The 21,304-nt window shown below is 71.4% G+C and carries 20 protein-coding genes and 1 riboswitch; of the genes, 12 read left to right on the top strand and 8 right to left on the bottom strand.

From position 1 onward, the window contains the following. Positions 1 to 358: 358 nt before the first annotated feature. The 4 genes from ACZ6Z8_RS32930 (at position 359) to ACZ6Z8_RS32915 (ending at position 5,048) form a co-directional block, all read left to right on the top strand. Positions 359 to 1,570 carry a L,D-transpeptidase gene (locus ACZ6Z8_RS32930; RefSeq protein ID WP_465613698.1) on the top strand — a complete coding sequence of 404 codons (1,212 nt, stop codon included), beginning with the start codon at positions 359 to 361 and terminating at the stop codon, positions 1,568 to 1,570. Between the two features lie 155 nt (positions 1,571 to 1,725). Beyond that, on the top strand, positions 1,726 to 2,967 hold the full coding sequence (locus ACZ6Z8_RS32925; protein ID WP_465613697.1) for a L,D-transpeptidase: 1,242 nt from the start codon (positions 1,726 to 1,728) through the stop codon (positions 2,965 to 2,967). 183 nt (positions 2,968 to 3,150) lie between these two features. Continuing rightward, a complete protein-coding gene (locus ACZ6Z8_RS32920; RefSeq protein WP_465613696.1) occupies positions 3,151 to 4,341 on the top strand; it encodes a L,D-transpeptidase in 1,191 nt (396 codons plus the stop codon). A 161-nt stretch (positions 4,342 to 4,502) separates the two neighbouring features. Continuing rightward, positions 4,503 to 5,048: an ATP-binding protein gene (locus tag ACZ6Z8_RS32915; protein WP_465613695.1), complete on the top strand. Its 546-nt coding sequence runs from the start codon at positions 4,503 to 4,505 to the stop codon at positions 5,046 to 5,048. A gap of 267 nt (positions 5,049 to 5,315) precedes the next feature. Here the strand turns inward: ACZ6Z8_RS32915 and ACZ6Z8_RS32910 are convergent, their stop codons facing one another. The 3 genes from ACZ6Z8_RS32910 to ACZ6Z8_RS32900 form a co-directional block, all read right to left on the bottom strand. Continuing rightward, positions 5,316 to 6,179 carry a hypothetical protein gene (locus tag ACZ6Z8_RS32910; protein WP_465613694.1) on the bottom strand — a complete coding sequence of 288 codons (864 nt, stop codon included), beginning with the start codon at positions 6,177 to 6,179 and terminating at the stop codon, positions 5,316 to 5,318. A gap of 218 nt (positions 6,180 to 6,397) precedes the next feature. Beyond that, complete coding sequence (locus ACZ6Z8_RS32905; protein ID WP_465613693.1) at positions 6,398 to 6,658, bottom strand: DUF397 domain-containing protein; 261 nt, start codon at positions 6,656 to 6,658, stop codon at positions 6,398 to 6,400. Further along, positions 6,655 to 7,467, bottom strand: a complete 813-nt coding sequence (locus tag ACZ6Z8_RS32900) for a helix-turn-helix domain-containing protein (protein WP_465613692.1) — start codon at positions 7,465 to 7,467, stop codon at positions 6,655 to 6,657. Before ACZ6Z8_RS32900 ends, ACZ6Z8_RS32905 begins: the two co-directional genes overlap by 4 nt. A gap of 164 nt (positions 7,468 to 7,631) precedes the next feature. On the opposite strand from ACZ6Z8_RS32900, the gene ACZ6Z8_RS32895 reads away from it, so the two are divergent. The 3 genes from ACZ6Z8_RS32895 (at position 7,632) to ACZ6Z8_RS32885 (ending at position 9,582) form a co-directional block, all read left to right on the top strand. Beyond that, positions 7,632 to 8,081, top strand: a complete 450-nt coding sequence (locus ACZ6Z8_RS32895; RefSeq protein WP_465613691.1) for an ATP-binding protein — start codon at positions 7,632 to 7,634, stop codon at positions 8,079 to 8,081. Between the two features lie 209 nt (positions 8,082 to 8,290). Beyond that, on the top strand, positions 8,291 to 8,527 hold the full coding sequence (locus ACZ6Z8_RS32890; RefSeq protein WP_465613690.1) for a hypothetical protein: 237 nt from the start codon (positions 8,291 to 8,293) through the stop codon (positions 8,525 to 8,527). A gap of 128 nt (positions 8,528 to 8,655) precedes the next feature. Beyond that, a complete protein-coding gene (locus ACZ6Z8_RS32885) occupies positions 8,656 to 9,582 on the top strand; it encodes a DMT family transporter (RefSeq protein WP_465613689.1) in 927 nt (308 codons plus the stop codon). Between the two features lie 1,275 nt (positions 9,583 to 10,857). Here the strand turns inward: ACZ6Z8_RS32885 and ACZ6Z8_RS32880 are convergent. Further along, a complete protein-coding gene (locus ACZ6Z8_RS32880; protein WP_465613688.1) occupies positions 10,858 to 11,922 on the bottom strand; it encodes an SUKH-4 family immunity protein in 1,065 nt (354 codons plus the stop codon). A gap of 579 nt (positions 11,923 to 12,501) precedes the next feature. Between ACZ6Z8_RS32880 and ACZ6Z8_RS32875 the strand changes: the two genes are divergently transcribed. The 3 genes from ACZ6Z8_RS32875 (at position 12,502) to ACZ6Z8_RS32865 (ending at position 13,715) form a co-directional block, all read left to right on the top strand. Further along, entirely contained in the window at positions 12,502 to 12,765 is a 264-nt protein-coding gene (locus ACZ6Z8_RS32875) for a hypothetical protein (protein ID WP_465613687.1), read from the top strand. After that, positions 12,759 to 13,175 (top strand): hypothetical protein, encoded by a 417-nt coding sequence (locus ACZ6Z8_RS32870; RefSeq protein WP_465613686.1) that lies wholly within the window; start codon positions 12,759 to 12,761, stop codon positions 13,173 to 13,175. Before ACZ6Z8_RS32875 ends, ACZ6Z8_RS32870 begins: the two co-directional genes overlap by 7 nt. A gap of 90 nt (positions 13,176 to 13,265) precedes the next feature. Next, on the top strand, positions 13,266 to 13,715 hold the full coding sequence (locus ACZ6Z8_RS32865) for a nuclear transport factor 2 family protein (RefSeq protein WP_465613685.1): 450 nt from the start codon (positions 13,266 to 13,268) through the stop codon (positions 13,713 to 13,715). 221 nt (positions 13,716 to 13,936) lie between these two features. On the opposite strand, the gene ACZ6Z8_RS32860 is transcribed toward ACZ6Z8_RS32865, so the two are convergent. The 4 genes from ACZ6Z8_RS32860 to gcvT all read right to left on the bottom strand — a co-directional run bounded on the left by ACZ6Z8_RS32860 (position 13,937) and on the right by gcvT (position 18,419). Continuing rightward, positions 13,937 to 15,304: an L-serine ammonia-lyase gene (locus tag ACZ6Z8_RS32860; RefSeq protein ID WP_465613684.1), complete on the bottom strand. Its 1,368-nt coding sequence runs from the start codon at positions 15,302 to 15,304 to the stop codon at positions 13,937 to 13,939. A gap of 151 nt (positions 15,305 to 15,455) precedes the next feature. Further along, positions 15,456 to 16,736 (bottom strand): serine hydroxymethyltransferase, encoded by a 1,281-nt coding sequence (gene glyA, locus ACZ6Z8_RS32855; protein ID WP_465613683.1) that lies wholly within the window; start codon positions 16,734 to 16,736, stop codon positions 15,456 to 15,458. 83 nt (positions 16,737 to 16,819) lie between these two features. Further along, the gene (gene gcvH, locus ACZ6Z8_RS32850; RefSeq protein ID WP_465613682.1) at positions 16,820 to 17,197 is read right to left on the bottom strand and encodes a glycine cleavage system protein GcvH; all 378 of its coding nucleotides are present in this window, start codon (positions 17,195 to 17,197) and stop codon (positions 16,820 to 16,822) included. 100 nt (positions 17,198 to 17,297) lie between these two features. Next, a complete protein-coding gene (gene gcvT / locus ACZ6Z8_RS32845) occupies positions 17,298 to 18,419 on the bottom strand; it encodes a glycine cleavage system aminomethyltransferase GcvT (RefSeq protein ID WP_465613681.1) in 1,122 nt (373 codons plus the stop codon). A 247-nt stretch (positions 18,420 to 18,666) separates the two neighbouring features. Further along, positions 18,667 to 18,771: riboswitch (glycine riboswitch) on the bottom strand. Between the two features lie 255 nt (positions 18,772 to 19,026). On the opposite strand from gcvT, the gene ACZ6Z8_RS32840 reads away from it, so the two are divergent. Beyond that, the gene (locus ACZ6Z8_RS32840; RefSeq protein ID WP_465613680.1) at positions 19,027 to 19,824 is read left to right on the top strand and encodes an enhanced serine sensitivity protein SseB C-terminal domain-containing protein; all 798 of its coding nucleotides are present in this window, start codon (positions 19,027 to 19,029) and stop codon (positions 19,822 to 19,824) included. 115 nt (positions 19,825 to 19,939) lie between these two features. Next, the gene (locus tag ACZ6Z8_RS32835) at positions 19,940 to 20,920 is read left to right on the top strand and encodes an enhanced serine sensitivity protein SseB C-terminal domain-containing protein (protein WP_465613679.1); all 981 of its coding nucleotides are present in this window, start codon (positions 19,940 to 19,942) and stop codon (positions 20,918 to 20,920) included. Positions 20,921 to 21,304: the final 384 nt, after the last annotated feature.

Genomic DNA, 21,304 nt, shown 5'->3' with positions numbered 1-21,304 from the left:
CGGGCGGTCGCCCCCGGGGCGCCCCCCGGCGCGGCGCGCCCGGCCGGCTGGGTGATTTTCGGACTGCCGACTCTCATCGTGGGGCCTTGAGACCGTTGGCAGTCTGAAAATCACCCGTCACGCCCCCTTCCGCACCCACCCCCTCCACCGCCCCCTCCCGCAGCGCGTCCCTCTCGCCTGGGTTGGTGGGAGGGGGAGGGGCGTGTGGTGGGCGCGCGGGGCGTTGCCCGCGCGCCCACCAAGGGGAGGGGGTGTGGGGCGGGGATGCCGGGGGTGGCGTGTCCCTGCCCGGGGCGGGGTCGTTGTTACCGGAGTCGGATGCTCCTGTGGTCGGAGCCGAGTGGTGGGAGGCCCCGGGATGCGGCGCCGAGTTGGGGTGTGGGCGCGGCGGGTGGTGGCGGCCTGGTGTGTGGTGGTGGTTGCCGGGTGCGGGGGCGGGGTGTCGGGTGGGAGTGGTGGGGACGGGGCCGGGGTGGGGGCGCGTACGGCGCCTCCGGTGGTGTCGCGGGCGGTGTTGAGTGCGGTGCCCGCTGACGGCGCGCAGGATGTGGCGGCGGAGGGGGCGGTGCGGGTGACCGTCGGACAGGGGCGGCTGGTGTCGGTTCGGCTCGCGGACGCGAAGGGGGTCGAGTTGCCCGGGAGGATCAGTCCGGACGGGGCCGGCTGGGTGCCGGACGGGCCGTTGCCGCTGGGGACCGCGTTCACCCTGGATGCCGTGGCGGAGGACGATCAGGGGCAGCGGGCGGCTCAGCACTCGGCGTTCTCGACGGTGGCCCGGGCGCACACCTTCGTCGCGTTCTTCACGCCGGAGGACGGGTCGACGGTCGGTGTCGGGATGCCGGTGTCGTTGCGGTTGAGCCGTCCGATCACCGACCGGGCGGCGGTGGAGCGGGCCGTGCAGGTGACGGCGGACCCGCCGGTGCCGGTGGCGGCGCACTGGTTCGGCAGTCAGCGGTTGGACTTCCGGCCGCGGCAGTACTGGGCGGCCGGGACCAGGGTGACGGTGGCACTGCGGCTCAAGGACGTGCAGGGGGCGCCGGGGGAGTTCGGTACGCAGAGCCGGGACCTGCACTTCACCGTGGGCCGGGCGCAGGTGTCGACCGTCGATCTGGACGCCCACACGCTGACGGTCCGGGCCGGGCAGGGCGGGAAGGTGCTCCGGGTGCTCAAGGTGTCCGGGGGCAGCCCCGAGCACTCCACCTACCGGGGGGTGATGGTGGTGTCGGAGAAGTACAAGCTGACCCGGATGAACTCGCAGACCGTCGGCATGGGCGACGAGTACGACATCAAGGACGTCCCGCACGCGATGCGGCTGACCGCCTCCGGCACCTTCGTGCACGGCAACTACTGGGCGGACCCGGGGGTTTTCGGCACCGCCAACACCAGCCACGGCTGCATCGGCCTGGCGGACGTCAAGGGCGGGACGGGCAAGGACACCCCGGCGGCCTGGCTGTTCGAGCACACCATCCCGGGGGACGTGCTGGAGGTGCGGGCCTCGGCCGGGGACTTCGTGCCGCCGTCGAACGGGCTGGGGGACTGGAACCTGTCGTGGGAGCAGTGGGTGGCGTAGCCGGCACCTTCACCCCACCTCCTCCGAGGGTTCACCCGGACGGCCCAGTTATCCTGCTCCGGCGCGTCCGAGTCCGGCGTGAAAGTTCGGTACCCGGTGCAACTCATAAGGGCGCTCAGCGCGTCAAGTGAGTGAGTACCGGGAGGGGAGATTCCGTGAAGACGGGGAAGACGGTCGGCGCAGCGATACGCACCACCAGCCGTTACCGGCGCCGGGGTGCGATGGCGCTGGTCATGGGTGGGGTGCTGCTGCTCACCGCCGCGTGCAACGACGACAAGGGCGGTTCGTCCGGCGACAGCGCGGCCTCGGCGCCGGCCGACGCCGGTGGGGGCGCCGCCCCGGGGGCGACGAAGGCCTCGGCGGCCGTGCTCGCGGTCGAGCCGAAGGACGGTGCCCAGGACGTCGCGCCGAACGCGCTGCAGGTGTCCGTCTCCAAGGGCAAACTGACCACGGTCGAGGTGACCGACAAGAACGGCAAGCCGGTCGAGGGTGCGATCGCCCCGGACGGCAGCGGCTGGAAGCCCGCGTCGGCGCTGGCCGTCGGCATGGCGTACAAGGTGAACGCGCAGGCGAAGGACGACGCCGGCCTGGTGGCCGCGTCGACCACCTCGTTCACCACGCTGACGCCGGACAAGAAGGTCTCCACCAACGACAACATCGCCGACGGTGCCACGTACGGCGTCGGCATGATCGTCTCGGTGACCTTCAACAAGGACGTCAAGAACAAGGACGCCGTCCTCAAGGGCATCAGCTTCGAGACCGACAACGGCACCGTGGTCAAGGGCCACTGGTTCGACAGCCGCCGGGTGGACTTCCGTCCGGAGGAGTACTGGAAGCCGGGCACCAAGGTGACCATCAAGTACCGGCTGAAGAGCGTCGAGATCGCGCCCGGGGTCTACGGCGACGTGGACAAGGACGAGCCGTTCACCATCGGCCGGTCGATGATCTCCACCGCGGACGCCAAGACGCACCAGATGACGGTCGAGCGGGACGGCAAGAGCACCACCCTGCCGGTCACCCTGGGCGCGGACGCGACGCCGTCCTGGGGCGGAACGATGGTGATCATGGACAAGGAGAAGGTCACCCGGATGAACTCGCAGACCGTCGGTCTCGGCGGCGAGTACGACATCCAGGACGTGCCGCACGCGATGCGGCTGACCACCTCCGGCACCTTCCTGCACGGCAACTACTGGTCCAACCCCTTCGGCAAGTCCAACGGCAGCCACGGCTGCATCTCGATGCAGGACGTGAAGGGCGGCAGCGACAGCTCGGTCGCCGGCAAGTTCTTCAACGACTCGATGGTCGGCGACGTGGTGAAGATCGTGAACACCAAGGAGAAGACCGTCTCGCCCTCCAACGGGCTGGGCGGCTGGAACGTGTCCTGGGCCAACTGGTAGGCCCGGCAGTTCGTCGCCGGGCGGCCCGGACCTCACCCGTTGGGGTCGGGCCGCCCGGTTTTCGGGGCGGGAAGCCCCTCTGATGGCGCAACCTTTCCGGTGGCCGGGCGCGTGTGTCCGGTCGGGGCCGGCGGGTCCGTGGGGAACAAGGGAGGGATCGACGTGAGGTCGATACGCAGGGTTATGGCCATCGGACTGGTCGGCGGGGCGATGACGCTGACCGCGGCCTGTGGCGGCGGCGGTGGGGGCGGGAGCGCCGCCAAGGCCGATCTGGGGGCCGGGGCGGCCGCGTCCGCGACGGCGCCCGGGAGTTCGGCGCCGAAGGTGTCGACGGCCGCGGTGACCATCGAGCCGAAGAACGGCGCGGTGGACGTGGCGCCGGGGGCGCTCAGGATCGGGGCGACGGGCGGCAAGCTCACCACCGTCAAGGTGAGCGACAAGTCGGGCAAGGAGGTCCCCGGCACGATCGCCGCGGACGGCTCCAGCTGGACCCCGTCCGCCGGGCTCGCGGTGGGCACCGCCTACCAGGTCAGCGCGATGGCCGCGGACGCCAACGGCGCCGTCGCCACGGCGGACAGCAGCTTCACCACGCTGACTCCGGCGGCGCTGGCCAAGGCCTCCGACAACGTGGACGACAACGCGACGTACGGCGTCGGCATGATCGTCTCGGTGGATTTCAGCAAGGACGTCGCCAACAAGGACGCGGTCGCGAAGGGCATCACCTTCGAGACCGACAACGGCACCGCGGTCAAGGGCCACTGGTTCGACGACCGGCGGCTGGACTTCCGTCCGGAGGAGTACTGGAAGCCGGGCACCAAGGTGACGGTGCACTACCGCCTCAAGAGCGTGGAGATCGCCCCCGGGGTGTACGGCACCGACCGGGACGAGCCCTTCACGATCGGGCGATCCAAGGTTTCGACGGTTGACGCTGCCGCGCACAGGATGACGGTGGCCGAGAACGGGGCGTCGAGCGACATCGCCATCACCTCCGGTTCGGACGAACACCCCACCTGGAACGGCACGATGGTGGTCATGTCCAAGGAGGGCACGGTGCGGATGCAGTCCAGCAGCATGCCCGGCATGACCGGCAAGCCGTACGACCTGCAGGTTCCGCACTCGATGCGGCTCACCACCAGCGGGACGTACGTGCACGGCAACTACTGGAGCGACGGTCACTTCGGCGAGGACAACGTCAGCCACGGCTGCGTGGGCCTGCGCGACGTCGAGGGCGGCGGGGAGTCCACCACGATGGGCAAGTTCTACTCGGACTCGATGGTCGGGGACGTGGTCATCGTGAAGAACTCGGTCAAGAAGGAGATCCTCGACCCGGCGAACGGGCTGAGTGGCTGGAACCTGCCGTGGAGCAAGTGGTAATCGCCAGGTAGCAGCGGTTCGACGTCAACCCGGGCTTGACTTCGGTCGGTCCGGGTCGACGCTTTCCCGGCCGAGGCTTGCTCCGGGCATATGCCGACTCGGAGGAGATCGTTTGCTCATTGTCCGTACGCGGCTGCTTGCGTTCCGCAATGATGGACCGCATGGCGGGTTGGGGCGAAGCAGATCAGTCATCGGTTCCGGCGGCCGGCGTGGTCGCGGAGGCGTCGTGGATCGACGTCCAGAGTGCGCTCTCGGCGCTGGAGCGGCTCAGCTCCGAGGAACTCCAGGAGATGTACTCCGACAGACTGTGCGACCAGTCCGCGCCCAACGAGGTACGGCTGCCGTCCCGTCCGGAGTCGGGGCCGGTGGCCCGCCGGCTGGTGCTGAACGTCCTGGAGTCCTGGGGCCTCCACCAGTGCCTGGAGGCCGGGGAGTTGCTGACCAGTGAGCTGGTGTCCAACGCGGTGCGGCACGCCGCCGGGCGCACCATCGGGCTCCACGTCAGCCGCAAGCCCGGCTGGCTGCGGGTCGAGGTGCGGGACTCGTCGCGCGCGCTGCCCTGCATGATCCTCGCCGAGGCCCGACCGGTGAACGAGCGCGGCCGGGGCCTGAGGATCGTCGACGACCTCGCCGACCGCTGGGGCGCCGACCTGCTGCCGCGCGGCAAGGGCGTCTGGTTCGAGCTGAAGCTCCGCGAACGGAACTGACGCGGGCTCTTCCGGGAGCGGATACGCGCAGGGCCCCCGGGATCGCCGTGGTCGGCGGTGGGGGCCCCTGCAAGTCATCGCGCCGGCCAAGGGGGTGCGTGCCGCGCGATGGGCGTCGGCAGTGCCAGGTCGGGCCCGCCGAAGTTCGACGAGTCGACTATCGCACGGACTTCAGCATGCGGGCAAACCGGGCGTCTTGGATTGAAAGGTTTGTAACCTACTCCACCTTTGGATTTTGCATAGCTTAACGCCATAGCCTGTGAATATTCATGATCCGGGCAAACTGATCATTGCTTGGCGGACCCGGGCGGCATGTGCGCGAACAGTGGCCGGGGAGAGGCGCGGGCGGGGTGGTGGGGCCTTCGGCGCGCCACGGCAGACGCGGCAGAGGCCGCCTAGGAGGGCCTGCGGACGGCAGGGGGTGCGGCAGTCGGTGCACTCGATGATGCGGGTGGCGGGAGGCTCCGGGCGGGCCCGTTCAGGGGGCATCTTGTCGAGCAGGCGGCGGCGGGTGAAGGCCACCGGGCTGTGGACGCCGTCCGGCGGGAGGCCTGCGGTGAGAGCGGTGGTGAAGAGGGCCGGGGTGGTGCCCCGGGCCAGCCACTCGGCCGCGAGCGGTTCGAGGGCCGTGCAGTCGGCGGCGGAGAGGGCCAGGCGGGCGTCGGCGAGGCCGAGGCCGGCGAGGGCGGCGTAGGCGGCCGAGGTGGGGGAGGTGCGGTTGCGCGTTCGCTCCTCGGGGGGATCGGGTGCTCCGGACGTTGACGCCTCGGCCGGCTCGCCCGCAGAGCCCGTCGCGCCTGTGGTGATGAAGCGCGTCCACCACGCGTCGGAGCGGGGCGTGCGGGAGAAGTAGGTGCGGAACACCCAGCGGCAGTCCTTGGAGCTGATGCGCTCGCGGACGCGACGCAGATGACCTGCGGTGGAGAGGTTGTTGAGCACCGTACGGCAGGCCATCTGCCCGTAGTGGGGCTGGAGGACGGCGAGGGTCTTGACGTCCATGGCGGCGCCGTCGGGGAAGTGGTCGATGAGCGAGGCGATGTAGGCCTCGCGCGCCGGGAGGTGGGAGAAGTCGGCGGCGGAGCGGGGAAGTTGCTCCGGAGCGGACTGCTTGCCGTACCCGGGGGTGGCCATGGCGGTAGAGTCGTGGATAGCCACAGGATCGATGTCCTAAGAGTTAAGTCGATCGTGCCGGTCAGACCCCCGTTCGGTGTTGCCGCACCGGCGGGGGTTGTTTCGTTGCTGCGCACGCTACACGGCGGAACCGGCTGTGGAGAACTCGTGACGATAAGTCATATCTGCTGCGCGCGGGGGTGGTTGGAAGGTGGTTACCCACCCGTTCGACTAAGGGGTCACTCGACTCGCGCTGCTTGAGCTTCGGGGGCGAAGGAGACGAAGGCGGACCAGGCCTCGGGGGAGAAGGTGAGGGTCGGGCCGGCCTTGTCCTTGGAGTCGCGGACGTGGATCGCGGAGGGGCAGGAGGCGACCTCGACGCACTCTCTGCCGTCGGTGGTGCTGTAACTGGACTTGGCCCAGGAGGCGGCGACTTCGACACAGGCGCCGCCCTCATCGTTGCTGTAACTGGACTTGAACCAGTCGGCCCCGACACTCATAGCTCCTCCGCGATTTTCCTGATGAACTCTACGGACTCCTCGGTGCTGAGGGCCTGCATGCGGATCATGCCATGCCGCTGCGTGATCACGTTGACCTTGTCGGGATCGGCATGCAGTGCGCCGGTTCGGTGTCCTTCCACGTAAGCCAACTGTTCGTGGTCGGCGGTCTCCAGGAGGATCATGGGGCCGGTGAGAGCCGGGTATGCGGCACGGTTTGCGGGGAGCACCTGAACTACGACGTTGCGCAGCTTGCTCACCTCGACGATGTGCGCGAGCTGCCTCTTCATGAGGTCTGGGCTGCCGACCTTTGCATGCAGGGCTGCTTCGTAGATCACGAACCCGAACAGCACCGGCGGCGAGCTGGTCAGCTTCTCCTGGCGCTGCATTCGGCCTGCTACGCGGACCTCGACCGTCTCGTCGTCCAGGGGTGGGCAGGCATGGCTGATCAACTCCCTGGCGTACTCCTCGGTCTGAAGCAATCCGGGGATGAGTAGGGCTTCGTACGTGTGGATCGCGATCGCCGTGCTCTCGGCATCCGTGTAACCCTGCGAGTAGGACGGGAACTTTTCGGGCTTCAGGAACTCCACCGCCCCGACCAGCATGCCCTTCGCTTCGCACAGCTCATCCGCCACCTGGAGGAGCTTGAGCGACGGCTTCCGCCTCCCCGCCTCCATCGATCGCACGCTTTCGATGTCGTAGTTGGCCGCTCGGCTCAACTCCTCCCGGGTCACGCCCGCCTTTTCACGCCACCGCTTGAGCTGATCGCCGCAGTACTTCCACGACATCGGGTTTTCCTTCGGCGCGCTCACGGTCCCGTGCCCCTCCCTGCCCTGGTCACAGGGCGGTTCAAGCTCTCGCCGTACCACCGGCGTTACTCCCGAGGCTATGCCCGCCTGCCGACCCTTGAAGGGTGAAATGGCCGAACTCAGCCCTTGTGAGTGAAGCCTTCCCTGCCTCCCCCTCAAGGACTCCGATGATCATTGAGCCCGCCGATGCCGTCGAGTGGATGTTCCCCCGCCACCCCCGCAGTGCGAGCCGTGCCCGAATCCGCCTCCTCCGGCAGGCCTTCGACTGGCAGATCGACATCGAGTCCACCGAGACCGCCCTGCTCCTCCTCACCGAACTCGTCACCAACGCCTGCCACCACGCCCGGGGTCCGCGCGACCGCCTGATCGGCGTCCGCCTTCTCCTCCCCTCCCACTCCGTCCTGCGCGTCGAGGTCTCCGACGCCAGCCGCGAACTCCCCGTCCCCCGCCGAGCCGCCCCCGAGGACGAGTCCGGCCGAGGCCTCGAACTCGTCGCGGCCCTCGCGACGTCCTGGGGCGCCCACCCGCGCGGCGAGGGCTACATCGGCAAAACCGTCTGGTTCGAGCTCGCGCTCCCCTCGCCGGCCCGCCTGGTCTCAGATGATCTGATTCCATGAGGCTGATGACCGCAACTGAGGCTTCCAGAAGCTTCGCCGCCGTGCTGGACTCGGCGGAAGAGGGCGAGAGATCATCGTCACCCGAGGTGGCCGACGCATCGCGGTGATCGGGCCGGCGCCCTCAGGCAATGGCGCCGCGCTCAATGACGTTCTCCGGCGTTTCGAGCCGGATGAGGACTTCGCGCCCTGCTCAACGACAAGGTGACCGAGTGGGCCGCCGACTGATTCTCGACACGCGGGTCCTGATCCAGGCAGAGCGCACTGGCGCCCCTGCGTTGTTCGATCCCGCCGATGACGTGGCCCTTGCCGCAGTCACCGCAGCCGAACTGCACCTGGGAAGTGTGCCTGCGCAGGAAGTCGGGCCCGTCGACTTCCTGCGCAGGCCGGGTACCATCGGGCCCGTGAACTCGTACTGGCACGTCGTACTGCCACCGCTCAGCGCCTGATCGGGCGCACGCACTCGGTGGTTTGATCCCGTTGCCCCCGCTCAGGGGGTTCTCCGGCGTGCGCCCGCTTCGAAACCAGTTCCTCTGACGGTCTTCGACGACGGAAGTTCACGACTGTGCCGAATCGTTTGTCCGCGCCTGCGCGCGTTCGTCTGACCCCTACCCCTCGCCGTACCCGCCCGATCGACGGGCCGCTGCCCATCCTGGCCTCCGCGCTGCTGTGGGGCACCACCGGAACGGCCGCTTCGTTCGCCCCCGCAGGCGCTCCGGCGGCCGGGATCGGGGCGGCGGCCCTGGTGCTCGGCGGGGCGCTGCTGTTCCTCACCGACCGTGCCGCGTGGTCGCTGCCCCGGGTGTGCGGGGCGCGTGAGCGGTGGCTGCTGGTGGTCGGGGCGGTGGCCGTGGTGGGGTACCCGGTCACCTTCTATCCGGCGGTGGCCCGCACCGGGGTCGCGGTGGCCACCGTGATCGCGCTGGGCAGCGCGCCGGTGTTCACCGGGCTGCTGGGGTGGCTCGCCCGGCAGGGACGGCCCGGCGGGCGGTGGGCCGGGGCCACGGCGCTGGCCCTGCTCGGGTGCTCGGTACTGGTGCTCGGGCCCCAACTCACCGGCGGTACCTCGGCGGTTGACCTCCCCGGCGTGCTGCTGGCGGCGCTCTCCGGGCTCTCGTACGCGGTGTACTCGCTGATCGCCGGGCGGCTGATCGCGGCCGGGCACCCGTCGGCCGGGGTGATGGGCGCGATGTTCGGCGGGGCGGCGGTGCTGGTGCTCCCGGTGCTGCTCGCCGGTCCGACCGGTTGGCTGCTCTCGGTGCGCGGGGCGGGCGTGGCGCTGCACCTCGGAGCGGTCACCACGTTCCTCGCCTACCGGCTCTTCGGGCACGGCCTGCGGCACACCACGGCGCAGACCGCCACCACGCTGACCCTCGCCGAGCCCGCCGTCGCCGCCGTCCTCGGCGTCGCGGCCCTCGGCGAGCGCCTCCCGGCGGTGTCCTGGTGCGGCCTCGCGGTCCTCGCAGCCGGCCTGGCGGTCCTGACGCTGCCCGGTCGGCGGTAGCCGGTCGCTGCCGCACAGGAAGTCGGCCGGTCCGACTTCTGGTGTGTGAGGTTGTGCGGCGGCTGCGGGTCTGGTGGTGGGCGTGGTGCCGCATGAGAAGTCGGCCGGTCCGACTTTCGGTGCTGCTGGTGCTTCTCGCGGGCCCGATCGCCTGGCTGTTCTGGGGGCGTGGGGCGGGCTCGCGGTGCTGGCGGTCGGCCTGGCGGTCCTGACCCTCCCCGGCCGGCGGTAGCGGTTGCTGCCGCACAGGAAGTCGGCCGGTTCGACTTCTGGTGTGCGGGGTTGTGTGGTGTGTTCGTGGTGGCCGCAGGGAGCCGGTTGCGGGCCTGGTGGGCGTGGTGCCGCATGAGAAGTCGGCCGGGCCGACCTTTGGTGTTGCTGGTGCTTCTCGCGGGTCCGATCGCCTGGCTGTTTTCGGGGCGTGGTGCGGGCTCGCGGTGCTGGCGGTCTCCCTGGCGGTCCTGACGCTGCCCGGTCGGCGGTAGGCGTTCGCTGCCGCACAGGAAGTCGGCCGGTCCGACTTCTGGTGTGTGAGGTTGTGTGGCGTGTGCGTGATGGCCGCGGGCGGCCGGTTGCGGGCCTGGTGGTGGGCGTGGTGCGGGCTCGCGGTGCTGGTGGTCGGTCTGGCGGTCCTGACGCTGCCCGGCCGGCGGTAGGCGTTCGCTGCCGCACAGGAAGTCGGCCGGTTCGACTTCTGGTGTGTGAGGTTGTGCGGTGCGGGCGCGCAGTGCTGGCGGTCGGTCTGGTGGTCCTGGCGTTGCCCGGTCTGCTGCTGCTGAAGTCGGCTGGTTCGACTTCTGGTGTGCGGGGTTGTGTGGTGTGTTCGTGGTGGCCGCGGGTGGCCGGTTGCGGGCCTGGTGGGCGTGGTGCCGCACGGGAAGTCGGCCGGTTCGACTTTTGGTGTTGCTGGTGCTTCTCGCGGGTCCGATCGCCTGGCTGTTCTCGGGGCGTGGTGCGGGCTCGCGGTGCTGGTGGTCGGTCTGGCGGTCCTGACGCTGCCCGGTCGGCGGTAGGCGGTTGCTGCTGCAGGGGAAGTCGGCTGGTTCGACTTCTGGTGTGTGAGGTTGTGCGGTGCGGGCGCGCAGTGCTGGCGGTCGGTCTGGTGGTCCTGGCGTTGCCCGGTCTGCTGCTGCTGAAGTCGGCTGGTTCGACTTCTGGTGTGCGGGGTTGTGTGGTGTGTTCGTGGTGGCCGCAGGGAGCCGGTTGCGGGCCTGGTGGGCGTGGTGCCGCACGGGAAGTCGGCCCGGCCGACTTCTCATGCGGCGGGCGGCCCGCTCAGGGCAGGAGGCCGCCGGTGTAGGGGTCGTCGGCGAGGAGGCGCCAGGAGTGGCGAGGGGTCGCCCAGGCCTCCGGGTCCACCCGCTCGACCAGATCCTCGACGACGGTCCGGAGGAACACCTGCGGGTCGAACACCTGCCAGTCCTCGCCCTCGTCGTCTCCGTACTGCCAGCGGTCGTGGTCGGCGCGCAGTCGCTCGTACGTCCACAGGGCGTAGAGCAGGGCGGAGACGTCCCGGTGCAGGTACGACGCCGGGTCGTCGGCCTCGTACAGGCCGGGGAGCTCCAGGCGGCCGGTCGCGCCGTCGAGTGCGATCACCAGGTCGTGCGGCCAGTGGGCGAGGGCGAGGCGGCCGGGGCGGGTGGAGTCCATGGCGGTGAGCGGGTCGTCGGGGTCGACGCCGAACATCTCGCTGTCCAGCGGCAGGCCCGCCTCGACGAGGAGTCGGCGGGTCGGTTGGTGGGTGAGCTCGGCGGGCAGGTCCTCGGCGCGGTAGTGACGGACGGCGCCCCCGTCCTCGTCGACCAGCCGGGCGAGGTCCGTGACGAGGTCCGGCTCGAAGACGTAGGCGGGGCCGCCCGGTTCGCCGGGGCGGGCACCCCAGGCCAGCGACGTGACCAGCAGCGCCGTGCCCCAGTGTGCGGGCCGGGCGGTACGGGCGAACAGTGGCTCGTCGGCCGCCCGCATCCGCCGCTCGGCGTCCGCCATGACGGCGTCCACCACAGCCGCGCCCCGGCGGCCCCCGTGGGCGCCGGGGTCCACGGCGCCGGTCGCGACCGCCTCGACCTCCCGGACCAGGGCCACCAGCGCGGGCAGCGAGGTGGCCAGCAGGTCGCCCCCGGGCCCGTCGCCGAGCCGCAGCTCGCCGGTCACCCCGTCGAGGACGACCGGGTCGCCGTACACCGCCTCACCGATGACGAGCCGGCGCCCGTCCCCACCAGGCGCAGCGACGGGAGCGCGGAACTCCAGGAACGCGCCGTCCCCGGGCAGCCCCTCCGTCAACAGGTGCTCGCGACTGGGCTCGTGCGTCAGCCCCTCCGGCAGGTCCATCATGTCCGGCATCCCCGTTCCCCGTCCCGCTCTTCAGCTCCGCGATCGCTCGGTCGAGAGCGTACGAGAGGCCCCCGACAGCGCCTCCCGCGGGGGTGCGAAGCCCCATACACAGGAAGTCGGACCGGCCGACGTCCTGTGCAGCGGCGGCTGGTTGACTGGGCGCCGTGGACGAACCGAAGATCTCCCAGTTTTCGCTGTTCCAGTCCGCAGCCGAGGCGCTGCGCCCGCTGGCCCGGCTCACCCTGGACCTGGACGAAGTGCTCCGGCGGCTCGGCCTCGCGCCGGAGCAGTCCTGGGACGGCCGCGGCGCTCTGCGGGTGGCGTGCTTCGTGCTGGGCGGGACGGACTTCGCGGTCGGCCGCCATGACGGCGATCCGGTCGGTACGACCGTCTGGAGCACGAGGACCGGGCCCGTGAAGGACGGGGAACGGCTCGGCCTCCTCCTGGCCGCGCTCGGTGCTGGACCGGAGGCGGTGCTGAAGCCGGGCCTGCCGGTCGACCTGTGGCAGGGCGCGGTTCGGCAGGAGCAGTCGCACCAGCTGTTCTGGGAGCGCTTCCGCAAGCGCCCGGGCCATGTACACCGGCCGGGTGGCCTACGGGCCCGTGGCCGCCTACCTCGGCGGCTACGACATGGCCACGGGAGGAGCGCTGCTGGACGGGTTCCATCGGTGGCTGGTGGTGAAGTTCCGGAACGGCGGAAACCTCCACTGGTCGGGCCTGGTCGCCCACGAAGTGTTCCCCGACGGCCTTCCGGAGGAGCAGTGGTCCCCGGACCAGGAACGTCACGCCGTCCAGGAACTGCTCCGGCTGCTGGACGAGTTCTTCGAGCAGCGTGAGCTGTCCTCGTGCTGATCCCGGGGTATGGGGACGGCCCGCTGGTGGCGGGCGAGCCGCTGTCGGAGGACGGCGGATTCTGGTGGTGCCACCTGGTGGGGCTGGCGGAACCGGGCCCCGGCGAGGGGTGGTTGGAGCCCGAGCGGTTCGGGGTGGACGGCGCAGATGCCGACGCGATCCTGCGCATCGTCGACGCGCCCGACCGGGAGGCCGACGGGGTGCACGACCCGGCCGAGCGGCTGCTCCTGCTGCTGCCCGCGTTGGACGGAGCGGAGCCGCCGGCCGGTGCGGTGGAGCGGGTGGCGGAGGCGCTGGTGGCGGTCGGGGCGCCGGAGGACTCCGCCCGTGGGACGGCGGTACGACTGCTGGAAGGGCACCGGCGCTGGGCGGGACACCTCTCCGTGGGGGACTCGCCGCTCAGTGGGTAGGGTGCGGTTGATCGAGTGATCAGCGGGGCCAAGTGGACTGCCGTGCAGGGGTCCTGGCGTTCCCGCCCGTTGGCGAAGGGGCCTGAAGCCGTGCCGGAATCCGCTACGCCCAGCCCGCTGGACCTGCTCGCCCGCTACCGTCGGGCGATGCTCGACCTGGACGCGGATGCGCTGGCCGAGTTGTACGCCGAGGACGGGGTGCACGAGTTCCCGTTCCTGTTCCCGGGGATGCCCGAGTGCTACCGGGGGCGGGAGGAGGTGCGGGCCGGGTACCGGGCGGCCTGGGGTGCGAGTGAGGCGCGGCCGGAGGAGATCCGGGAGGTCGCGGTCCACCCGGGCGCCGATCCCGAGGTGCTCACCGTGGAGCAGCTGGTGGTCGGCCGAGTCGCCTCGACAGGCAGGGAGTTCATCCTCCCCGGACTGCTGGTGATGCGGGCCCGGGGAGGGCAACTGGTGCATGTCCGCGACTACATGGACGGCCTGGGGGTGGCCCGTGCGATGGGCCGGCTGTCCGCCGTCGTCGCCCGGTTGGAGGGGTAGGGGCGGATGGCTCAGATGCCGAAGTGGGCGGCGATGCCGTCGAGGACGCAGGCGAGGCCGGTCGTGAAGTGCCAGGCGGGGTGGCGGCCGGTGCCCATGAGGGCCCCCGGGCGGAGCGGACTCCACCCGGGGGCCGGGCCGTCAGGCCACCGCGATCAGCGCTCGATCAGCGCTCGATCAGCGCTCGATCAGCGCTCGATCAGCGCTCGATCAGACCTCGATCAGCACTCGATGACGTTCACGGCGAGGCCGCCGCGCGAGGTCTCCTTGTACTTGACCTTCATGTCGGCCCCGGTCTCCTTCATCGTCTTGATCGCCTTGTCCAGCGAGACGTGGTGCCGCCCGTCGCCGCGCAGCGCCATCCGGGCCGCCGTGACGGCCTTGACCGACGCCATGCCGTTGCGCTCGATGCAGGGGATCTGGACCAGGCCGCCGACCGGGTCGCAGGTGAGGCCGAGGTTGTGCTCGATGCCGATCTCGGCGGCGTTCTCGACCTGCTCGGGGGTGCCGCCGAGGACCTCGGCGAGGCCGCCCGCGGCCATCGAGCAGGCGGAGCCGACCTCGCCCTGGCAGCCGACCTCGGCGCCGGAGATGGAGGCGTTCTCCTTGAAGAGCATGCCGATGGCGCCGGCCGCGAGCAGGAAGCGGACGATGCCGTCCTCGTCGGCGCCCGGGATGAAGTTCAGGTAGTAGTGCAGGACGGCCGGAATGATGCCCGCCGCGCCGTTGGTGGGCGCGGTGACCACCCGGCGCCCGGAGGCGTTCTCCTCGTTGACCGCCATCGCGTAGAGGGTCACCCACTCCATCGCGTTGGCCGGCCCGATCCCCTCGGCGCGCAGCGCCCGGGCGCCCGCGGCGGCCCGGCGGCGGACCTTCAGCCCGCCCGGCAGGATGCCCTCGCGGGTCATCCCGGCCCGCACGCACTCCTGCATCACGGACCAGATCTCCAGCAGACCGGTCCGGATCTCCTCCTCGCTGCGCCAGGCCTTCTCGTTCTCCAGCATCAGGCCGGAGATCGACAGCCCGGTCTCCCGGGTGAGCCGCAGCAGCTCCTCGCCGGTGCGGAAGGGGTAGCGCAGCGCGGTGTCGTCGGGCTTGACCCGGTCCGCGCCGATCGCGTCCTCGTCCACGACGAAGCCGCCGCCGACCGAGTAGTAGGTCTTCTCCAGCAGCGTCGAGCCGTCCGCCGCGTACGCCCACAGGGTCATGCCGTTGGCGTGGTACGGCAGCGAGCGGCGCCGATGCAGGATCAGCTGGGTGTCGGGGTCGAAGTCGATCGGGTGGTCGCCGAGCAGGCTGAGCCGCTTCTCGGCGAGGATCCGCTCGACGTCCTTGTCCGCCTGGTCGACGTCGACGGTGCGGGGCGAGTTGTTCTCCAGGCCGAGCAGGACGGCCTTCGGGGTGCCGTGGCCGTGGCCGGTGGCGCCCAGCGAGCCGTACAGCTCGGCGCGCACGCCGGTGACCCGGTCCAGCAGGCCTTCGGAGCGCAGGCGGCGGGCGAACATCCGGGCCGCGCGCATCGGGCCGACGGTGTGGGAACTCGACGGGCCGATGCCGATGGAGAAGAGGTCGAAGACGCTGATGGCCACGGGGGACGTCCTTGTCTGGTCTCGTGGAAGGACTTGCGGGCAGGGGGGATGACACGGGACGGGGCACCGCGCGCACTGTCCAGTGTGCGCGGTGCCCCGGGGTCCCAGGTGCACCGGCGGGGTGAGGCCGGTCACCTCATCCCGAACAGGATCACTCCTGGCCGGCCAGGTTCGGGTAGAGCGGGTACTTCTCGGCCAGGGCGGTGACCCGGGCCTTCAGCGCGGCGGCGACGGTCTCGTCGAAGGCGGGCTTGAGCGCCTCGGCGATGATGTCGGCGACCTCGCGGAAGTCCTCGGCCCGGAAGCCGCGGGTGGCCAGGGCCGGGGTGCCGATGCGCAGGCCGGAGGTGACCATCGGCGGGCGCGGGTCGTTCGGGATGGCGTTGCGGTTGACGGTGATGCCGACCTCGTGCAGCCGGTCCTCCGCCTGCTGGCCGTCGAGCTGGCTGTTGCGCAGGTCGACCAGGACCAGGTGGACGTCGGTGCCGCCGGACAGCACGGAGGCGCCGGCCTCGGCGACGTCGGCCTGCAGCAGACGCTCGGCGAGGATCTTGGCGCCCTCCAGGGTGCGCTGCTGGCGCTCCTTGAACTCCTCCGAGGCGGCGACCTTGAAGGCGACGGCCTTGCCCGCGATCACGTGCTCCAGCGGGCCGCCCTGCTGGCCGGGGAAGACCGCGGAGTTGATCTTCTTCGCCCACTCGGCCTTGGACAGGATGACGCCGCCGCGCGGGCCGCCCAGGGTCTTGTGGGTGGTGGTGGTGACCACGTCCGCGTACGGCACCGGGTTCGGGTGCAGGCCCGCGGCCACCAGGCCGGCGAAGTGCGCCATGTCCACCATGAGCAGCGCGCCGACCGCGTCGGCGACCCGGCGGAACTCGGCGAAGTCCAGCTGGCGCGGGTAGGCGGACCAGCCGGCGATGATCAGCTTCGGCTGGTGCTCCTTGGCCAGGCGCTCGACCTCGGCCATGTCGACCTGGCCGGTCTTCTCGTCGACGTGGTACGCGACCACGTTGTAGAGCTTGCCGGAGAAGTTGATCTTCATGCCGTGGGTCAGGTGACCGCCGTGGGCCAGGTTCAGGCCCAGGATGGTGTCGCCCGGCTGGATCAGCGCGAACATCGCGGCGGCGTTGGCCTGCGCGCCGGAGTGCGGCTGGACGTTGGCGTGCTCGGCGCCGAACAGGGCCTTGATCCGGTCGATCGCGATCTGCTCGACCACGTCGACGTGCTCGCAACCGCCGTAGTAGCGGCGGCCGGGGTAGCCCTCGGCGTACTTGTTGGTGAGCACCGAGCCCTGGGCCTCCATGACCGCCACCGGGGCGAAGTTCTCGGAGGCGATCATCTCCAGGGTGGTCTGCTGGCGGTGCAGCTCGGCGTCGACCGCGGCGGCGATCTCCGGGTCGAGGGCGTGCAGGGACTGGTTGAGAACCGTCATGGTGTGGTCTTCCCGGGAGGAGGAGAGCGAGGGGACGGTGGGGGCGGGCCGGCGTGCGCGCGGCCCGCCCGGTGCCGGGCTGGTCAGCCGGCGTGGGTGAGCGCGTCGTACTCGTCGGCGCTGAGCAGCGCGTCGGTGGCCTCGACGCGGACCTTGAACAGCCAGCCGCCCTCGAACGGGGCGCTGTTGACCAGGCCGTTGTCGTCCAGGACGTCCTGGTTGACCTCGACGACCTCGCCGGTCACCGGGGAGTACAGGTCGCTGACCGACTTGGTCGACTCCAGCTCGCCGCAGGTCTCGCCGGCGGTCACGGTGTCGCCGACCTCGGGCAGCTGCACGTAGACGATGTCACCGAGCGCGTCGGCGGCGTGCTTGGTGATGCCGACCGTGGAGACACCGTCCACGGCGGCCGTCAGCCACTCGTGCTCCTTGGTGTACTGCAGGTGCTGGGGGTTGCTCATGGCGTCATTCTCCAGGATGGGAAGCGGGTACGACGCAGCGGGCCGCCGCACGGACGGCTCCGACGTGCGTGTATGGGAAATCGAGGGGTCCTGCGAGGCCTCAGCGGGCGCGCTTGTAGAACGGCAGCGCCACGACCTGGACGGGCTCGTGCTTGCCGCGCACGTCCACCGCGACGGTGGTGCCCGGCTCGGCGTGGGCCGCGTCGACGTAGGCCATCGCGATCGGCTTCCCCAGCGTCGGGGACGGCGCGCCGGAGGTGATCCGGCCGATCGGGGCGCCGTCGGTGGAGACCACGGTGTACTCGGCGCGCGGCACACGCTTGCCCTCGGAGACCAGGCCGACCAGGACCTTCGGCGGGTTGGTCTCGGCCGCGGCGGCGGCCTGCTCCAGCGCCTTGCGGCCGACGAACGCGCCGTCGTTGGTGGTCTTGTCGAAGCGGACGACCCGGCCCAGGCCCGCGTCGAACGGGGTCAGGTCGGTGGACAGCTCGTGCCCGTACAGCGGCATGCCCGCCTCCAGGCGCAGCGTGTCGCGGCAGGACAGGCCGCACGGGACCAGGCCGTGGCCCTCGCCGGCGGCGGTCAGGGCCTGCCAGACCGGCTCGGCGTCGACCGGGTGGCAGAAGATCTCGAAGCCGTCCTCGCCGGTGTAGCCGGTCCGGGCCAGCAGCACCTCGCGGCCGGCCACCTGGGCCGGGAGGATCGCGTAGTACTTCAGGCCGGGCAGGTCGGCGTCGGTGGTCTTCGCCAGGACGGCGGTGGCCTCCGGGCCCTGGACGGCGATCAGCGCGTAGGTGTCGCGGTCGTCGGTGACGACGGCGTCGAAGCCCTTGGCGCGGGCGATCAGCTCGTCCAGCACCAGCTGGGCGTTGGAGGCGTTGGCGACCACCAGGAAGGCGTCCTCGCGCAGGCGGTAGACGATCAGGTCGTCCAGGATGCCGCCGTCCTCGGCGCAGATCATGGTGTAGCGGGCGCGCAGCACGCCGAGCGCGGAGACGAAGCCGACCAGGGCGTGGTCCAGCATCTCGCCGGCCTGCGGGCCGGTGACGGTGATCTCGCCCATGTGCGAGAGGTCGAACAGGCCGGCCTTGGTGCGGACGGCGAGGTGCTCCTCGCGCTCGCTGCCGTAGCGCAGCGGCATGTCCCAGCCGGCGAAGTCGGTCATGGTCGCGCCGAGGGCGCGGTGCAGCGCGTCGAGCGCGGTGAGGCGGAGGGACGACATGGCCAGGAACTCCTCGGTCGGGGCACTCAGGGGTGCGCGCGCCGGGACCGGACCCGCTCGGGGACCGACCCTGCGCGCGGGCATGCGGCGGCGTGGGTCTCCCCATCTGTCGTCGAACCTGAGAGCTTCACCGCCCGCCTGCCCGCAGCTGGTGCCAGCATCAGCTGGTTCCAGCATCGGGGACAGGACGGCGGCTTGCACCGTGGGTGGGCGCGCGACAGGGCCGTGCGCCGCTTTCCAGATGTGCCTAACCCGCGCGGTAGGGGGGCCTGAGAGATTCCGGGGAGGACTTGCTCCTTCGGCGCCGGCTGTGCCCCCCGAGGGGCACTCCGGGCTCTCCCGCGCGGGTTCGAGCGGCCGGTGTGGAGTTGTGGGGGCCCGCGGCGCATGCCGTCGGACGCGCACATCATGGCACGTCCGCGCGGAGGAGGGGAGAGGGGACCCGGTCACACGGCACGGAGCGCCCGGTCACGTGCCACGGCGCGCCCCGTCGCACGCCGCCGGGCGCCCTCCGGGGGGACGACGCGCGTTCGAAGCCGAGCCCTAAACTTCTCCGCGTCGGTGCAGCAGTGGGCGGCCGACCCGGCACGAGGGCGGACGGCGGCGCATGGAGTACCCGGTGGAGCAGCAGCAGGGGTGGGACGGGCCGCAGGCGGCGCCGTCGGGCGGCGCGTGGCCGGCGAACGAGCTGGAGCAGGTGCTGACGGCCGCGCTGGGCGACCCGGGGGCGACGCCGCGGGTGATCGAGGTGCTGGCCCGCAGCCAGGTGTGGATCCCGCTGCCGGCCGGGGGCGACCCGAACGGGCAGTCGCTGGACCTGCCGACCGTCGAGCTGGCCGGCTCCCCGTACGTGCCGGTGTTCTCCTCGCAGGAGGTGTTCCTGCAGCAGGCACCGGGGATGGCCTTCGCGGTCGCACCGGCCTGGGAGTTCGCCCGCGGACTGCCGCTGGGCGTGGGCATCGCGGTCAACCCGGAGGCGGCGGTGGGCATCCCGGTGCCCCCGCAGGGTGTGGCGGAGCTGCGCCGCGGCCCCCGGGAGGAGCGCTGGGAGCAGCAGCCGGAGGCGCCGACCGGCGGCCGGGTGGCGCTGCGCGAGCCCGTGCCGGGCGAGGACCCGGAGCATTTCCTGGCCGCTTGCAGGGCCGAACTGTCGGCCCTGACGGGGGTCGTGACCGCGCGCCGGGCGCTGGCCAGCATCGAGGGCGAACCGACCGTGATGTTCGTGGGCGTCCAGCTGGATCCGGTGGCCCCGGCCGACCCGGGGGCGGTGAACGAGGCGCTCGGGCGGGCGCTGGGAACCGCGCCGCTGCCGGGCGGCGTCCACCTCGTGCTGCTCGACCTCGCCGACGACCCGGTGGTCGAGTGGCTGCTGACCCGGGTCATGCCCTTCTACTCGCGGGTGTGAGCGGGGATTCTTCACAGGCACGTCGCCGTGGCGGTGGCCGGTGCCGCGCCATAGGGTGCGTGCAGGCGGCTGACGGGCCGGCGGGTTCAGGAAAGAGGCGCGGCGAGGTGGGCGCATGAGTGCGGGAACGGGAGCGGGCGGGGTGCCGGGGCCCTGGGGCCAGGCACCGGCCGGGCGCCCGGGCGCGGATCCGGGCGCGTTGGAGCAGGCTCTGCGCGAGGTCGCGCCGGAGCGCTGGGACGCGTACGAGCGGCTGCTGCACGCGCTGGCCGAGGGCCAGGTCTGGATGCTGCTGTGGCACGGCAGCCCGGGCAGTCCGGACGCCCAGTACGGGAACATGGAGATCGGCGGTCACGGCTACGCGCCGGCCGTCACCTCGCCCGAGCAGCTGACGGCCTCCGGCTGGGCCCGGGCGCACGAGGTCATCTCCGGGCGGGAGATCGCCGCTTCGCTGTACCGCACCCGCTGGGGCCTGTGGCTCAACCCGCACGCGCCGGGCGGCGGGGTCGGGGTGCCGTGGGCGGACCTGCGGCGGATCGCCGCGGGCCTGGACCGGCTGCCGGCCGGTCCGTTGAAGCTGAGCGAGCCGCAGGTGAACGCCCAGCAGTTCTTCGCGCTGCTGGAGCGGCAGGCGGGCGAGGTGCGCGCGGTCCGGGCGCTGCGCCGGGCCTGGGTGCAGCCGTCGGTGGGGGAGCCGTACCTGGCGATCGGCCTCGACCTGTACGAGAGTTCGCCGCCGGCGGTGGAGGCGGTCAGGGCGCTGATGCAGCGGGCGATCGCGGTGGCCCCGGAGGGGCTCGCGGTGTCCACCGTGGCGATGTCGGACGAGTACGACCCGGTGGCGCTGTGGATGCGCGCCAACGCGCGGCCGTTCTTCGACCGGGAGGCGGGCCGACCGCCGACGGGCCCGTACCCGCCGGTGCCGCCGCCGTACCCCGGGCAGTCGATGCCGGGCCGACCGGTCCCGGGGCAGTCGATGCCCGGACAGCCGATGCCCGGACAGTCGATGCCCGGTTACGCGTACGGCACCCAGCCGCCCGCGCCGGGTTGGGGGCAGCAGGCCCAGCCGCCGTGGCCCGGATACCCCGGCCGCTGATTGTCGAAACCGCTGTTGTCAAACCCTCTGGCACGAAGCCGACTTGATCCCTGATCAGGTCGGCTTCGGTGCTTTCGGGACGAATTTCCGATCTCGGCGCAGGCACATCTTGACATGGCAGTTACAGCCATGTGAAGAGGTATATGCCGAAGATCGGGGAGGTGCATGCGGGCAGATCACAGTTGGGCATCTGTCGGTTGTCAGGGCTGGCGCAAGCCTGTTCGGATGGCAGAGAGTTCTGCGCAACGCATCGCGCGTACTGGAAACCCCACGAAGGTGAACGCGCACGCCGACCGCTCGATCCACGCGACGCCCATCCCGCGTGGAGGCAGTACCCGTGCACGACGTACTGCCGCGAACACCTGCACCTAGCACCTCCGCACG

It is taken from the genome of Kitasatospora sp. NPDC101108, assembly GCF_055584725.1.
The sequence above is the reverse complement of the archived record's forward strand: the minus strand, read 5'-3'. Positions and strand labels throughout refer to the sequence as shown.

What these genes read in the sequence shown, in the direction of transcription:
- ACZ6Z8_RS32930 (WP_465613698.1), top strand. Translation starts at nt 359, where the DNA reads ATGCGGCGCCGAGTTGGGGTGTGGGCGCGGCGGGTGGTGGCGGCCTGG.
- ACZ6Z8_RS32920 (WP_465613696.1), top strand. Translation starts at nt 3,151, where the DNA reads ATGGCCATCGGACTGGTCGGCGGGGCGATGACGCTGACCGCGGCCTGT.
- ACZ6Z8_RS32915 (WP_465613695.1), top strand. Translation starts at nt 4,503, where the DNA reads ATGGCGGGTTGGGGCGAAGCAGATCAGTCATCGGTTCCGGCGGCCGGC.
- ACZ6Z8_RS32910 (WP_465613694.1), bottom strand. Translation starts at nt 6,179, where the DNA reads ATGGCCACCCCCGGGTACGGCAAGCAGTCCGCTCCGGAGCAACTTCCC.
- ACZ6Z8_RS32905 (WP_465613693.1), bottom strand. Translation starts at nt 6,658, where the DNA reads ATGAGTGTCGGGGCCGACTGGTTCAAGTCCAGTTACAGCAACGATGAG.
- ACZ6Z8_RS32895 (WP_465613691.1), top strand. Translation starts at nt 7,632, where the DNA reads ATGATCATTGAGCCCGCCGATGCCGTCGAGTGGATGTTCCCCCGCCAC.
- ACZ6Z8_RS32880 (WP_465613688.1), bottom strand. Translation starts at nt 11,922, where the DNA reads ATGCCGGACATGATGGACCTGCCGGAGGGGCTGACGCACGAGCCCAGT.
- glyA (WP_465613683.1), bottom strand. Translation starts at nt 16,736, where the DNA reads ATGACGGTTCTCAACCAGTCCCTGCACGCCCTCGACCCGGAGATCGCC.
- gcvH (WP_465613682.1), bottom strand. Translation starts at nt 17,197, where the DNA reads ATGAGCAACCCCCAGCACCTGCAGTACACCAAGGAGCACGAGTGGCTG.
- gcvT (WP_465613681.1), bottom strand. Translation starts at nt 18,419, where the DNA reads ATGTCGTCCCTCCGCCTCACCGCGCTCGACGCGCTGCACCGCGCCCTC.
- ACZ6Z8_RS32840 (WP_465613680.1), top strand. Translation starts at nt 19,027, where the DNA reads ATGGAGTACCCGGTGGAGCAGCAGCAGGGGTGGGACGGGCCGCAGGCG.
- ACZ6Z8_RS32835 (WP_465613679.1), top strand. Translation starts at nt 19,940, where the DNA reads ATGAGTGCGGGAACGGGAGCGGGCGGGGTGCCGGGGCCCTGGGGCCAG.